Raw genomic sequence first — 14,257 nt, forward strand, 5'->3', positions numbered from 1 at the left:
AGACAGCTTAAAACTAAGAAAGACTGACTAAACGTCGGTTTTAACATTTGGTACAGCTATTGCCTTATCAACATCGAAATACAAACACGATGAACTTTAATAATTTTACCATAAAATCACAAGAAGCCGTACAGCAAGCCCAGGCGCTTGCTCAAGGGTACGGCCATCAGCAGATCGAGAATGAGCATATTTTTAAAGCCATTCTTGAAGTTGATGAGAACGTTACTCCGTTTCTACTCCAGAAACTGGATGTGAATGTAAATCTGTTGAAGCAGATTTTGGAGAGCACGCTTACCAGTTTTCCTAAAGTAAGCGGCGGCGATATTATGCTTTCTCGTGAAGCCGGTAAAACGGTAACCGAAGCCAGCAACATCGCCAAAAAAATGAACGATGAGTATGTTTCTTTAGAGCATTTGATCCTGGCGATCTTTAAATCGAGCAGCAAGATCGCACAGATCTTAAAAGACCAAGGCGTTACCGAAAAACACCTGAAAGCTGCCATTGAAGAATTGCGCAAAGGCGACCGCGTGACTTCGCAAAGTGCTGAAGAAACCTATAATTCGCTAAGCAAATACGCCAAAAACCTCAACCAACTTGCCCGCGACGGGAAGCTCGATCCGGTGATTGGCCGTGATGAAGAGATACGCAGAATTCTGCAAATCCTTTCACGTCGAACTAAGAACAACCCGATTTTGGTCGGTGAACCCGGTACCGGTAAAACCGCGATCGCCGAAGGTCTCGCCCACCGAATCATCGACGGCGATGTACCAGAAAACCTTCAGGAAAAGCAGATCTGGGCGCTGGATATGGGAGCCTTGATCGCAGGTGCAAAATATAAAGGTGAGTTTGAAGAGCGTCTGAAAGCCGTGATCAAAGAAGTAACTACCAGTGCCGGTGATATCGTCTTGTTTATAGACGAGATCCACACCCTTGTAGGTGCCGGTGGCGGTCAGGGTGCGATGGATGCTGCAAACATCTTAAAGCCTGCTTTGGCTCGTGGAGAATTACGTGCCATAGGTGCAACCACACTCGACGAGTATCAAAAATACTTTGAACAGGATAAAGCTTTAGAGCGACGCTTCCAGAAAGTGAGTGTTTTTGAGCCGGATACCGAGTCTGCGATTTCCATCTTACGTGGGATCAAAGAAAAGTATGAGACCCACCACAAGGTGCGCATCAAAGACAACGCGATCATTGCAGCGGTAGAGCTTTCGCAACGCTATATCACCAACCGCTTTTTACCCGATAAGGCGATCGACCTGATGGACGAGGCGGCTTCAAAAATGCGTATGGAGATCAACTCCAAGCCCGAAGAGCTTGATGTACTCGACCGTAAGATTATGCAACTCGAGATCGAGATCGAGGCGATCAAACGCGAGCAGGATGAGAATAAACTCAAGTCCTTACGCGCCGATCTTGCCAATCTTAAAGAAGAACGCAACGAGATCAACGCCAAGTGGAAGAGCGAAAAAGATGTGGTAGACAACATCCAGAACGCCAAGCAGGATATAGAGAACTTTAAGCTGGAAGCCGAGCGTGCCGAGCGCGAAGGCAATTATGGTCTGGTAGCCGAGTTACGCTACGGTAAGATCAAACAGGCACAGGAAGAGCTGGAAAAATTGCAGGAGCAACTGGCGGCACAAGCCGATAACAGCCTTATTAAAGAGGAAGTGACCAGCGAAGACATCGCCGAAGTGGTAGCCAAATGGACGGGAATCCCCGTGACCAAAATGCTGCAAAGCGAGCGCGAGAAATTGCTGCACCTGGAGGGCGAACTGCACAAACGTGTAGTAGGCCAGGAAGAAGCGATCATCGCCGTGAGTGATGCGGTGCGCAGAAGCCGCGCCGGCCTGCAGGATCAAAAAAGACCTATAGGTTCGTTCTTATTCCTCGGGACCACCGGGGTGGGTAAAACCGAACTCGCAAAAGCACTGGCAGAATACCTGTTTGACGATGAGAACAACATCACCCGTATAGATATGAGTGAATACCAGGAGCGTCACAGCGTGAGCCGTCTGGTAGGCGCGCCTCCGGGATATGTGGGTTATGATGAAGGCGGGCAGTTGACCGAAGCCGTACGTCGCAAGCCCTACAGTGTGATCTTGCTTGACGAGATCGAGAAAGCACACCCAGACACTTTTAATATCCTGTTACAGGTGCTTGATGAAGGTAGACTTACAGACAATAAAGGCCGCCTTGCCGACTTCAAGAACACCATCATCATTATGACCTCAAATATGGGAAGTCATATCATACAGGAGAAATTTGAGACCATCAAAGATCCTGAGACCGCGATGGAAGGTGCAAAAACCGAAGTGCTGGGGATGTTGAAACAAACCATACGTCCTGAGTTTATAAACCGTATAGACGATATCGTGATGTTTACCCCGCTTACGCGAAAAGACATCGAGCAGGTCGTGAGTTTACAACTCAAAGGCGTGACCCGTATGTTGGCTAAACAAGGCATCACGCTAGATGCTACGGCCGAAGCCATCAAGTTTTTGGCAGACCGCGGTTTTCAACCGGAGTTTGGGGCTCGTCCTGTAAAACGTACCATACAGAAAGAAGTGTTGAACAAACTGTCTAAAGAGATCTTAGGCGGCAAGGTCACCACAGACAGTATCATCTTACTGGATGCGTTTGATGACGAACTCGTGTTTCGCAATCAAAGCGATCTGGTAGAAAATGACTGAAGAGCATTGCTCGTATAAACCCAAAGCGACATCGTATTGATGTCGCTTTTTTTTGTTTTATGCTGACGCGAAAGTAATCACATTTCGTTGATAAATTATTAATAACAATATTGACTGTGTGGTAGTTGCGTGTTTTTAATTGGGTAGTTTTATGGTAACTAATCATATTTTATCTGTATGAATATAAAGCATCCTGATTTAGAAATACCAGCCACAAACCCATTTGCAAACTGTAAACTGGAAAGAGAAAAATATGCTGATATTCTAACCAATATTGTTAACTCCTACTCTAACGGTTTTGTCCTAGCTATCAATAACAAATGGGGTACAGGAAAAACGACATTTGTAAAAATGTGGCAACAAAAACTCATTAACGAAGGCCATAAATCAATTTATTTTAATGCCTGGGAAAATGACTTTGAAAATAACCCATTAACTGCTATAATGGGTGAATTGAAGTCGTTAACTAAATCTGCAAATAATCAAAAGTTTAAATCTACGCTTAAAAAGGCGGCTATTATGTCTAAGCATATTGGCCCTGCAATTGTTCAATCCATTGCTGATAAATACGTTGACACAAAGACTATAAAGGAAGCTATTACAGAAATCACCAAGGGCCTTACTGATATATTTGAAAATGAGGTGAATGATTATGTAGACAGAAAAAATAGTATTAATGAGTTTAAGACAAGTCTTGCAGATTTTATAGTTGACGCATACAATGGTAAACCTTTCATCTTTATTATTGATGAATTGGATAGGTGTAGACCTAATTATGCTGTCTCAATACTTGAACAAATCAAACATTTTTTTTCGGTACCAAATATAATCTTCGTTTTATCGATTGATAAAAATCAATTAGGAAGTGCTGTAAAAGGTGTGTATGGTAGTGACTCCTTAAATTCAGAAGAGTACTTACGAAAGTTTATTGACTTAGAATATTCGATCCCAGAACCAAATAAAGATTTATTCTATAAATACTTATTTGAACACTTTAAGTTTAAAGACTTTTTTGATTCTCCGGAAAGAAAGCAGTTGAGAGAATTACAAAATGATTCAAATTATTTTTTGAAGGTAACCGACTTGATATTTACAAACAAAAATCTGACTTTGAGACAGCAAGAAAAAATTTTTAGTCTAGCTAGAATTTCCTTGCGTAGTTTTAACTCAAACTCTTACGTAATACCTGAAATATTATTGTTTTTATCTTATTTAAAAATTGATAGAAGGTCGTTTTTTGATGATCTAAAGTTTAAAAAACTAAATATTCATGAGTTACAGGAAAATTTTTTAAAAACAGTTATATCAAATAAAACAGAGAAAACTGAGAATGCACTTATTTTATTAGAAGCACATCTAATTAATTTTTATAACAATTACTTACATTTAAATTATTACCAAAATAATCTTTTTAAGTTTAATGAAGAGACAGGTAGTAATGAGCTCTTGATTAATTGTGTAATTTGTAAAGACAAAAACAACAGTTTGCTTAGAATCCTTGAAAATCTCTCTAATTCTAGAGAAGGAGGTTTAGACTTAGGATATTTCATTAATAGAATTGATTTAATGAAAGAATTAACCATCTAGCATTTCTCATAATCACAAGATTATATCGTCCCCACATTGCCACACGATAAAAAATTATAAGAAGCTAGAATAATCCCTGCGTGATGCAATCGCGCAGGAGCAACATAAAAAAATAAACCCATCTCGAGTTACCCTCTTGTTACCGCGCTGCCTGTCCCAATGCATATAGGGAATGGTATCGCGTGGGAAGATCCTACCCACTACCTTCAGGGTCATTTCCCGTAAAAAAATAAGAGCGATTTCCTTTTCAAAAAGGGTCAACCGCTCTGATAATGTGATGCATAGCCTCGTTAAGTTTGTATCAAACGAATCCAAAAAAACTTAAGTTATGCCACATTATGCACAAGGAACTTCAGGATGGACCAAATTAAACGGCTATCAAGCGCTTTGGGATCCTAAGATCGATATGGGGAAATTCTATTTTACCACCTTTCAAGGGAAACGCGAAGAAACGCCATATATGACCGCAGAAAATTTTGCCCGCGTCATCGACATCCTAAGAAATGAAACGCCGGTTTATGGTAACGCCAGCACCGGCTCGGTCACCACCCAAGCTGAAGAAGTGGGTGAAGAAGAAAGTTAGTCTTCAAAACATTCAGAGAACTGCTAACAACCAACCAGAACGCAGCAACGCCTATATCTTTTGATGTAGGCGTTGTTTTTGTTGCCGCACGATTGTATCGCGTGGTAAAACCAAAAATAATCCTCTTTACTAAATCTAAACTTAGGTTCGGTTCCTCTGTTACCGAACTTCCTGCCCCTATGCATATAGGGAATGGTATCGCGTGGTAAAGACCAACAAAGTTTAATCCTGACTTTTACATTAACACTACCTAAGATGTTCAAAAAGATACCGAAATCGCTAATAACCTCTGCGCGGCGATGCAATCGCGCAGGAGCAATAGAAAGTTAGAAAATTTACATTTGAGGAGTAGATATTGTTGTCGCGTTTCCCTATTATGGCGCTGCCCAGTTGCCGCGCAATTGTATCGCGTGGTATTCCACTAACTAAACCGACTAAGAACGCACAATTTACTACTCCTCCATTCCTTCATAAACATTTAGTTCTAGCGCTTCATAGCGTTCTGCTAAAGCCTTCAGGTTAACGGATTCTTGATGCTTTAAATGCGTGTCAAAAAAACCGGCGACCAATTGAGTGATGATTTCCATTCCCAGTTCGGGATCGATGCTTCCACTTCCGGAGAGCGAGGGCACAGGAATCATAAAAGGAATATCCATAAAATTAGGATGTCCCGATCCTAAGATTTTGGATTCATAAAAAACCGAAGTGCTTTTTTTATGATAAATATGTGCATTGAGATCCTCGTGTTCCGGCGGCCAATCTGCCGAAACGTATAAAAAAGGTTTCTGAAAAACTGTATCGATCTTTTTGCCCCATTGTATTCCATCTAAATTAGCACCTGCTTTAATGCGATCATCTACGAGTGCCAACCTGCCTGCAGCGCCCCCTCCTACCGAATGTCCTAAAACGCCCACGGCATCCAGTTGTAAATGTCCTTTCAAAGCTCCGTTAGCATTCCACCTCGGCAATAGCTTTAAAACACTTTGCATATCGGCCACCCAACGCGCTTGAATAGCGCCTTCAAAATAATCTTGAACCGCTTCCTGTACAATGGGATGCCGCTGCTCAAAAGTTAATCCATTAGCAAAAGCCTCCTGAATGGGTGTGATGGTTTGCATCGCATCCTTTGCAAGACGTTGCTGATATTCATAATCAAAATAGGCATGTTCACCATTTGGAAAGACCGCACCCAGACTTTCATAGGTATGATTCATATTGATCACCACATAGCCTTGACTGGCCAATTCGCTGAGCAAAGCGTAATAGCCCGTAGCTTTGGAGCCATACCCGTGAGAAAACAGCAACACGGGAAAGCTGCCCTCTGCAATGCTGCCTTCAGGATAAACATAGGTTTGTATATGGTCTAAATAATTCAGTGCTGAAGCAGGCAAGCCGTACTTCGTCGCAAAACCGGCTCTACTGGCATCATCTACGTAAGCTTCCGGCGTAGTAGTTGCTGCCTTGGGAGCTGCCGGATACCAGATCTTCACCATAAACTTACGCCGATCTTCAGGCGTTGCAGTGATAGGTTCGTCTCTGGCTGTCTGCACAAGTACGGTATCGGTTCCCACGGCATAAGCACCACTGGGCTGCGGCAAATCAAAAACAGGAAGCACTACCGGCAAAACCCAGGCGACACCCAGTAAAATACCGTAACCTAAGCCTCTTAAAACAGCCAGCACCGAAAACCGAAAAGCTTGTGTGGCGTCGGTTAACAGAATACGTGCCGTTAAAATAAGTACTAAAACATAAGCCGGCAACAACTGCCAGCGATAGCCTTCGAGCACAAGCTGAAGCACAACTAGTGCAGCAAGTACTCCGAGAATAAGTACGAGTGGTATACGCCGTGCAAGAGGCTTCCATATAAAAGGCAACCCCGTAAGCACGAGCAGTAATACAATTTCAAAAAAACGCATAGTTTTGGTTTTAAATTACAGACTATAAAACTACCTGATCCCTTTAAGGATTGCGAGGTAGAATCCCTAAGCGATCGGGTTATCTGTCGCTCAAAACCCGCAGTTAAGAAAAACGCACAGCGTATAGGGAATTGCATCGCGTGGTAAAAACTTAAACTTCATTTTGCGTATATTAACACAGCAGTTCCAAACTGCGCTAAACTACTTTAAAGCTTCAAAGCAGTTGCCAAGCTCCCCAGGCATTAGTTTACCCGTCGTTCATTCGTAGTTCACCCGAGGTTCACCCGTACTTCACGCGTAGCAAAAGCATACCTAAGCTATGGTAGCGGTATGGTTACAGCCAGTAAACCTTTAAGGATGGATAAAGGAACAAGCAGACTATAGCCATAAGCCTTCTGAATCTCCCTATACAAAAGTCGTAAAACATAAAAAGCTACCTCCGGTAAGAAGTAGCTTTTTAAAATTATGGAATAAAACCATCAACCTAAGATCTGCGTTTCCTGCTCCAGGATCATATATGGCTGGCGGTAGTAACGCTTGCTTGTAGCTTTATACAAAGCACTCGCCAGAGCTCCTGCAACCGGAGGCAAACCGGGTTCGCCCAACCCTGTGGGTGCGATCTGGTTCTCTGCAAAGAACACTTCGATCTCCAGCGGAGCTTCGTTGTTTCTGATCAAGCGGTAGCGGTCAAAGTTCTGTTGCTCCGGCGCCCCGTCTTTAAAGGTTAACTGACTGTACATCACGTGACCTAGACCATCTATGATTCCGCCTTCAATTTGATTTAATGCGCCTTCTTTATTGATCACAATCCCGCAATCAACAGCACACCATACCTTTTTTACCTGTGGATTTCCACGATCATCCATCACGAGGTCGATCACCTGTGCTACATACGAATTGTGGCAGTAGTAGGCCGAAACACCGCGGTAAACTCCGTCTAGTTCTGCGCCCCAATTACTCTTCTCACGCACGAGTTTTAAAACTCCGGCATAACGCTCGGCATCATAATCATTGCGCTCTCCAACGGGATTGGCGATCGCGTTATCAAAAAGCTCCAATCTAAAATCAATAGGATCTTTACCTGCTGCTTCAGCAACCTCATCGATAAAGGATTGCTCTGCTCCAGCGGTAAAATTAGAACGCGGCGCACGCCAGGCTCCTGTTGAAATATTGGTATCAATACCAAAGTTCTCTGCGCGATAATTGGCTAAGGTACCCGCCGGATAGCGATTGGCAAACACCGGACTTGACGGAATACCGCTCCCCTGCACTTCAAAAGCGGTCAGGTTTTTATCGGCATCCAGTGCGGCTTTATATTTTAAAGTATACGAAGGACGATAGGTTCCCTGAGTCATATCATCTTCCCGGGTGTAAATGAGTTTTACCGGAGCTCCTAGTTTCTGCGAAATAGCTGCAGCCTCAAGACCGAAGTTCCCGTACAATCTGCGACCAAATCCACCTCCCATACGGGTCATATCTACGTGAATGTTGTCTTCAGGAATGTTAAGCATTGCAGCAGCTGAACCGCGTAAAGCTTCCGGCGTTTGAATAGGACCGATCAAGCGCGCTGAATCTGCTTTAACATCTGCAAAAAAGTTCATCGGCTCAAGTGTGTTGTGTGCCAAAAATGAACCAAAATACGTGCGTTCGATCACGGTATCGGCATTGGCAAAAGCTGCATCAGGATCTCCATCTTGACGGGCTACTTCTCCCTTTCCTTCAAACACAGAAGCAAATTGCTCCAAATGTGCTGCAGAACTTTCAGCAGCAGATACGCGTTCCCATTCGGCTTTTACCGCTTTTTTAGCCTGCATCACCTGCCAGGTGCTGTCACCCACGACTACGATGAGTTCGTTAAATGCATTCACATCTGCCCAACTGGGTTTTTCTAATGAAGTATTTATTGTAAAAATGTCTTTGATCCCCGGCATCGCTTTCGCTTCGGCAGCATCAAAACTTTTTAGTTGCATTCCAAAAGCAGGCGCGTGGATGAGCATCACAATGGCGGCGCCGTCTTCCATATAATCTAAACCGAACAAAGGTTTTCCCGTAGCGATCTTAAAACCGTCTACGTTTTTAACCGCGGTCCCAATAAGTTTAAAGTCTTTAGGTTCTTTCAGCTTCACTTCTTCAGGAAGTTCGATACTGATGGCATCACTGATCAAATCTTTATACGCGATGCTTTTATTGGTAGGCAAGTGCTTTACCATACCCGCCTCGGTCACCAGATCTTCTGCAGGAATATTCCACAGGTTTGCAGCGGCGCTCACAAAAAGGTACCGCGCGGTAGCCCCGGCCATACGCAATCCGTTCCAACCGACGCGAATAGACTGACTTCCACCGGCGATTTGACGACTAAATTTTTTAGTATCCAGAGGCGCTTGTTCTACGCTAACCTGATCCCAGGCCACGTCCAACTCCTCGGCTACAATAAGCGGCATCGAGGTTTTCACATTTTGACCGATCTCAGGATTGGGCGAAAAAATAGTCACCGTCCCGTCTTCATTCATTTTGATGTAAGCATTGAGGTCAAAGGCAGCCTCAGCCGGAGTAGTCGAATCTTGTGCCAAACCTGAAAACCAACTGAACTGCAACATCAGTCCTGCGCCCCCGGCTGCAGAAACTTTTAAAAACGATCTACGGTTGTGTTTTGTCTTGATAAGTGCCATAATCGATTATTTTTTTGTTGCTGCCAGTGCGACAGCTTTATTGATTCGTGTATAGGTTCCGCATCGGCAGAGATTACCGCTCATCGCGTTTTTGATCTCGTCTTCAGAAGGATTCGCATTGCGATTGAGCAAGGCTGCTGCGCTCATAATTTGTCCTGCCTGGCAGTACCCGCATTGCGGCACATCAACTTCGATCCAGGCCTGCTGCACAGGATGCTCACCGCTTTCGGAAAGTCCTTCTATCGTGGTGATCTTCATCGAAGCGTTTGCGATGGCGCTCACAGGGAGCGAACACGAGCGTACGGCATTACCGTTAAGGTGAATGGTACACGCACCACACTGGCCTATACCACAGCCATATTTGGTTCCTACCATATTTAGATGATCCCGCAAGACCCAAAGCACCGGGGTATCTGCAGCAACATCAACCTGATGTTCTTTCTCGTTAATGTACAAACTATACTGTGGCATAGCATTATGATTTTAATGAAACGTCTGTTTTTAAGCGTTATAGCAAAACGCACTGCTCTAAAGTTAACTAATTTTAACGATCACTCCTTACACTTTTCAAACCAAATGCGGGATTGCCTCCGCTTAAAAATTAGCATTTCCTTACAATTTGAGCTGATTCGTTCCGTGACTAAAAGGCTACTTTTACCTGAAAATTGACAATGCCGAGAACATTACGTCTTCTTTTATGTACACTGGGTCTTTTGCTTATGGGGTTACAACTGCAAGCACAGGAGACCACAATTCCCAATGAAACTCCCAAGAAAGGGTTTATTTCCCGCTACCTCAACAGGGTGTTTAATGATACCGTATCTAAGGAAAAACCACAATTCCTGATCTATCCGGTGTTAGGTATACGACCTGAAACGGGTCTGGAATTTGCCGTGGCGCCACTCTTTGTGTTTTATGCCAATGAGGATATCAACAACCGTCTTAGTGAGATCAACACCTATGCATTTTTTACCTTCAACGGGCAGTATGGAATACGCATCAATCACGCTGTCTATTCTGATCAGGACAAATGGTTTTTCTTAGGTGATCTTGATGCAGAACGCTTTCCGCTAAAATATTACGGGATAGGCAATGATGTTCCTAAAGACAATATCGCATTAGTAGATGCGACGCAAATTCAGATTAAAGAACGGGTATTACGCAAGGTGGTAAAAAACTTTTATGTAGGTCTCGAGACCGACTTTAGAAGTCTGTCTAACGTTTCTTTTGAAGCTCCCGAAGACAGCGATGAAGCTCTGGACATTGAGCTTCCCTTTGGTGCCGAAGGAACGACCAGCTTTGGTATGGGTGCCGGTCTGGTTTACGACGCCCGTCACAATGTATTGAATGAGCGGAATGCTTTTTTTAGCGAATTGGCTTACCTCAATTACAACCCATTCTGGAAAAGCGATGTAGAATATCAAACCATCACGACAGACAATCGTTTTTTTACGCCTATAGGTAAACGGGATGTGCTGGCGGCTCAGGTTATTGGTCAGTTTAGCTTTGGTGGTGATGTTCCATTTAACCAACTTTCGTACTTAGGTGGAGAAAGTATTATGCGCGGTTATTTTAGTGGAAGGTTTAGAGACCGCAATCAGATCGCTGCACAAATAGAATACCGTTTTCTACCGCTTAAACTCGGTTTTACAGACCGTTTAGGAGCGACTGTTTTTACCGGTGTAGGCGAAGTTTTTGACGATTGGAACGAACTGGAGATGAACAAGATCAAATGGTCTGCCGGTGCCGGTGCCCGTTTCTTGATCTTTAGAGAAAAAGATATTTTTATTCGCTTTGATTATGCCTTTACCAGAGACGGAAGTAATTTTTACCTAAGCATAGGTGAAGCCTTTTAGGACGTCATTTCATTGCATTAAAACCTTGAATTTGGGCTAGAGGCGATATCTAAAAAGCGCCTTACGGATTTCTTCTTGCAGTTTATTTTCGGGGGCTTTGCGCTGCAATTCATAAGCACGTTCCGCACGTTCTGTTTCAGGATCATCGTTTAGGCTTAGATCTAAGGACAATGCCCCGTAGCTTAAATACTTCTCATAATCCGGTGTTTCGGTTGTTTCTACATAATGACGCAATTCAGTTAGCGGCTTACCTGCCATTTGCGCTACCGTATCCCAAAATTCTTCTTCGGTATAACCGCGTTGTTGTTCCCGATAGTAAGTAGTATACATTTCGCGCATCACATCGTCTAGAGACTTTTCATTTGCACTCTCGTGACGAATGGCAAGATCAAGCAAAAGTCCGAGCATTGGGCCTTTATGATAATAGGAGATCGTAGTGGCATCGGTAATGGCGTCAGTATTCAAGAAGTGATTCCACACATCATAACTGGAGCGTTCTAAAGACATATGTTCTTTTCCCTCCTTATTTTCGATCGCCTTAAAATGGCTGCTTAAATACTTCAGTAGCTCGGCTTCACTGATCAATCCTGCATCGCGCATAATGAGATATTCGTAATACACGGTAAAGCCTTCAGCCACCCAAAGCATCGTTGTGTAATTTTCTTTGCTGTAATCAAAAGGTCCTAATTCAATAGGTCGCAAAGCTTTTACATTATATAGATGAAAATACTCGTGGGTGATAAAATTGAGAAACGCCTTATAATCGGCATCGGTTTTAAAATCAAAACTTCCGTAGGTAAATACCGCTTGCGAATTGGCATGCTCGAGTCCGCCGCCGCCGGGTTCCATCATAATAAACGCATATTCCTCAAAAGGAATGTGCTGCATCAAATAGGTTGTGCGTAAAATGATCTTTCGCAAATCACCCACAAACTGTTGCTCATTCAAACCTTTGGGAGTTGCAATGGTCAGACTAAAGTCTTTGCCCAATTGCTGAAACGCGATCATTTTTTGATTTCCGAGGTAAAACGGACTGTCATAAAGCACATCTGCCGATACGGCGTAAAAGGTATTTTGGTTTACTTTTTCGAGTCCCGTAGCGATGTTTTCCCAAGCTTCAGGAAGTTGAAAGCTTACCAAAATGGGTGCTTCCTTTCGCCCTTCAGGAAACATAAATATATCGGTGTTCGCGAGAAAAGCCCGACTATCCTTCACATTAGATTCTGCTACCGAAGTACGATTAGCATAAACCCTGTAGGTTACCTCTAATTCGGTATTTTTAGGATGTGTGATCGTCCATTTGTTTTTAGAAGTTTTCTTCCAGGCTATCGCAACACCTTCAGAAGCTTGCACCTCAAAATCAATAATATGCGCAGGGTTATCGAGAATCATATAATATCCCGGAGTCCAAACCGGCAAAACGAGTGTGGTTTCGGTAGTATCCTGCTGGTCCAGATGCAACTCCACTGCAACATAATGCGCTTCCGCCTGAGGAAAGGATAGTTGATACTGCATTTGTGGATCGCCCTTCTGCGCAAAAAGAGTTTCTGCAAACAAAAACAATACAAGTAAAGCATATGCTCTGCAAACCATAATATTCAATTTTTATATCCTTAGGAAAATTACAGATTGCAGATTGAAAAACGCGAACTCCTTACGGTCTATTATTCGCAAGTGCTGATACGATATTAACCGCTTCACCCCATTTATTCAAAACATCCACCACGCTTAGTTTACTTATTTTTAAACATTTAAAGACTATATTTAGAGCGTCAATCAAACCATATGAAAGCCTTTATCTTCCTACTCCCTATGCTGTGTATTGCTTTTACGAGTACTTCCTGCACCCAAAAGAAAACAAAAAAAACAGACGCAGCTGCTCTTACTGAATTGATACAACCACTGACATCTGATACGTTGAAATTCACCTCAGGAGTTCGTGCGATCTTTCAGGATTCAAATGGGAATTATTGGCTAGGAAGTCACAACGAAGGCTTGGTAGTTTATAACGGTACGCGCTTTAGCTACTTTACCACGGCAAATGGTTTGGCCGAGAATCAAATCCGCAGCATTCAGGAAGATGCGCAAGGCAATATCTGGCTGGGCACCGCAGACGGCGTAAGTAAATTCAACGGTACACACTTTACAAATTACACTACCGAAACAGGTTTTCCAGAACCTGTTGCTAAAGCTTCTTCAAAAAACCTATGGTTTAATGCCGGGAATCTGCCGGGCGTTAACTGGTGGGATGGGCAACAGCTGAATTACGTACCCTTTCCTAAACCAATTTCTGACGATCTTGAAAATTCTTATGCAATTACCGGGATTTCAAAAGACAACCAAGGCCAGGTCTGGTTTGGTACCTATGCCGGATTATTCGTCTTTGATGGGCAAAACCTACTACCGGTTGAGAAGATCAAAAAGGCACTACTTCCTGAAGATTACATTCATATAAGAAGCGTGTTTGCCGACTCTAAAGGGCGTATTTGGGTAGGCAATAACGGGATTGGCGTTTTATTGATCGATGGAGACACTGTTATCAATTTTTCAGAAGAAAACGGACTCATACATCCCGAAAGTTCCAGAAGAGGGGCACATTCTCCAGCCGGTACTTTAGAGCACGTTTTTTCAATTGCTGAAGATGCTCACGGAAACATTTGGTTTGGAGATCGGGACACCGGCGCCTGGAGTTATGATGGAAAATCAGTAAAACATCATTCCATAAACAATACTCTAGATTCCATAATGATCTGGAGCATTTACAAAGACACTACAAACCGACTTCTTTTTGGGTTATACAATGGTGAAGTTTATGCCTTTAACGGGATGCGTTTTGATAAGGTGTTTTGAAAAAGCTTCCTTTTCATGAACCCTTAGAATTACTCAAAAGTTACAATCCCTTTTACCTCTCAATTTTCGTAACTTCACGCTTCCTCCTACGCGATTAAATCTA

Annotated in this window: 9 protein-coding genes; 5 read left to right on the forward strand and 4 right to left on the reverse strand. The window is 43.2% G+C overall.

Annotated elements, in window-relative coordinates:
• Nucleotides 1-89: 89 nt before the first annotated feature.
• From clpB to MED217_RS12270, 3 genes are all read left to right on the forward strand, one after another.
• A complete protein-coding gene (clpB, locus tag MED217_RS12260; RefSeq protein WP_009780842.1) occupies nucleotides 90-2,693 on the forward strand; it encodes an ATP-dependent chaperone ClpB in 2,604 nt (867 codons plus the stop codon).
• Nucleotides 2,694-2,870: 177 nt separating this feature from the next.
• Nucleotides 2,871-4,280 carry a KAP family P-loop NTPase fold protein gene (locus MED217_RS12265; protein WP_009780843.1) on the forward strand — a complete coding sequence of 470 codons (1,410 nt, stop codon included), beginning with the start codon at nucleotides 2,871-2,873 and terminating at the stop codon, nucleotides 4,278-4,280.
• 328 nt (nucleotides 4,281-4,608) lie between these two features.
• Entirely contained in the window at nucleotides 4,609-4,863 is a 255-nt protein-coding gene (locus MED217_RS12270) for a hypothetical protein (RefSeq protein ID WP_009780844.1), read from the forward strand.
• Nucleotides 4,864-5,315: 452 nt separating this feature from the next.
• On the opposite strand, the gene MED217_RS12275 is transcribed toward MED217_RS12270, so the two are convergent.
• From MED217_RS12275 to MED217_RS12285, 3 genes are all read right to left on the reverse strand, one after another.
• Nucleotides 5,316-6,779, reverse strand: a complete 1,464-nt coding sequence (locus MED217_RS12275; protein WP_009780845.1) for an alpha/beta hydrolase family protein — start codon at nucleotides 6,777-6,779, stop codon at nucleotides 5,316-5,318.
• 479 nt (nucleotides 6,780-7,258) lie between these two features.
• A complete protein-coding gene (locus tag MED217_RS12280; protein ID WP_009780846.1) occupies nucleotides 7,259-9,448 on the reverse strand; it encodes a xanthine dehydrogenase family protein molybdopterin-binding subunit in 2,190 nt (729 codons plus the stop codon).
• 6 nt (nucleotides 9,449-9,454) lie between these two features.
• Complete coding sequence (locus tag MED217_RS12285) at nucleotides 9,455-9,919, reverse strand: (2Fe-2S)-binding protein (protein WP_009780847.1); 465 nt, start codon at nucleotides 9,917-9,919, stop codon at nucleotides 9,455-9,457.
• A 200-nt stretch (nucleotides 9,920-10,119) separates the two neighbouring features.
• On the opposite strand from MED217_RS12285, the gene MED217_RS12290 reads away from it, so the two are divergent.
• Nucleotides 10,120-11,304, forward strand: a complete 1,185-nt coding sequence (locus MED217_RS12290) for a BamA/TamA family outer membrane protein (protein ID WP_230199266.1) — start codon at nucleotides 10,120-10,122, stop codon at nucleotides 11,302-11,304.
• A gap of 36 nt (nucleotides 11,305-11,340) precedes the next feature.
• Here MED217_RS12290 and MED217_RS12295 read toward each other — a convergent pair whose 3' ends face one another.
• Nucleotides 11,341-12,897, reverse strand: coding sequence for a M61 family metallopeptidase (locus tag MED217_RS12295; protein WP_009780849.1), 1,557 nt, complete (start codon nucleotides 12,895-12,897; stop codon nucleotides 11,341-11,343).
• 192 nt (nucleotides 12,898-13,089) lie between these two features.
• Here MED217_RS12295 and MED217_RS12300 point away from each other — a divergent pair, with 192 nt between their 5' ends.
• A complete protein-coding gene (locus MED217_RS12300) occupies nucleotides 13,090-14,154 on the forward strand; it encodes a ligand-binding sensor domain-containing protein (protein WP_009780850.1) in 1,065 nt (354 codons plus the stop codon).
• Nucleotides 14,155-14,257 lie beyond the last annotated feature (103 nt).

Origin of the sequence: Leeuwenhoekiella blandensis MED217, assembly GCF_000152985.1 — a bacterium.
GTDB lineage: Bacteria > Bacteroidota > Bacteroidia > Flavobacteriales > Flavobacteriaceae > Leeuwenhoekiella > Leeuwenhoekiella blandensis.

Excerpts from the sequence above, each read along its gene's own strand:
- MED217_RS12280 (WP_009780846.1), bottom strand. The coding sequence starts at position 9,448 with ATGGCACTTATCAAGACAAAACACAACCGTAGATCGTTTTTAAAAGTT.
- MED217_RS12300 (WP_009780850.1), top strand. The coding sequence starts at position 13,090 with ATGAAAGCCTTTATCTTCCTACTCCCTATGCTGTGTATTGCTTTTACG.
- clpB (WP_009780842.1), top strand. The coding sequence starts at position 90 with ATGAACTTTAATAATTTTACCATAAAATCACAAGAAGCCGTACAGCAA.
- MED217_RS12295 (WP_009780849.1), bottom strand. The coding sequence starts at position 12,897 with ATGGTTTGCAGAGCATATGCTTTACTTGTATTGTTTTTGTTTGCAGAA.
- MED217_RS12270 (WP_009780844.1), top strand. The coding sequence starts at position 4,609 with ATGCCACATTATGCACAAGGAACTTCAGGATGGACCAAATTAAACGGC.
- MED217_RS12275 (WP_009780845.1), bottom strand. The coding sequence starts at position 6,779 with ATGCGTTTTTTTGAAATTGTATTACTGCTCGTGCTTACGGGGTTGCCT.
- MED217_RS12290 (WP_230199266.1), top strand. The coding sequence starts at position 10,120 with ATGCCGAGAACATTACGTCTTCTTTTATGTACACTGGGTCTTTTGCTT.
- MED217_RS12265 (WP_009780843.1), top strand. The coding sequence starts at position 2,871 with ATGAATATAAAGCATCCTGATTTAGAAATACCAGCCACAAACCCATTT.
- MED217_RS12285 (WP_009780847.1), bottom strand. The coding sequence starts at position 9,919 with ATGCCACAGTATAGTTTGTACATTAACGAGAAAGAACATCAGGTTGAT.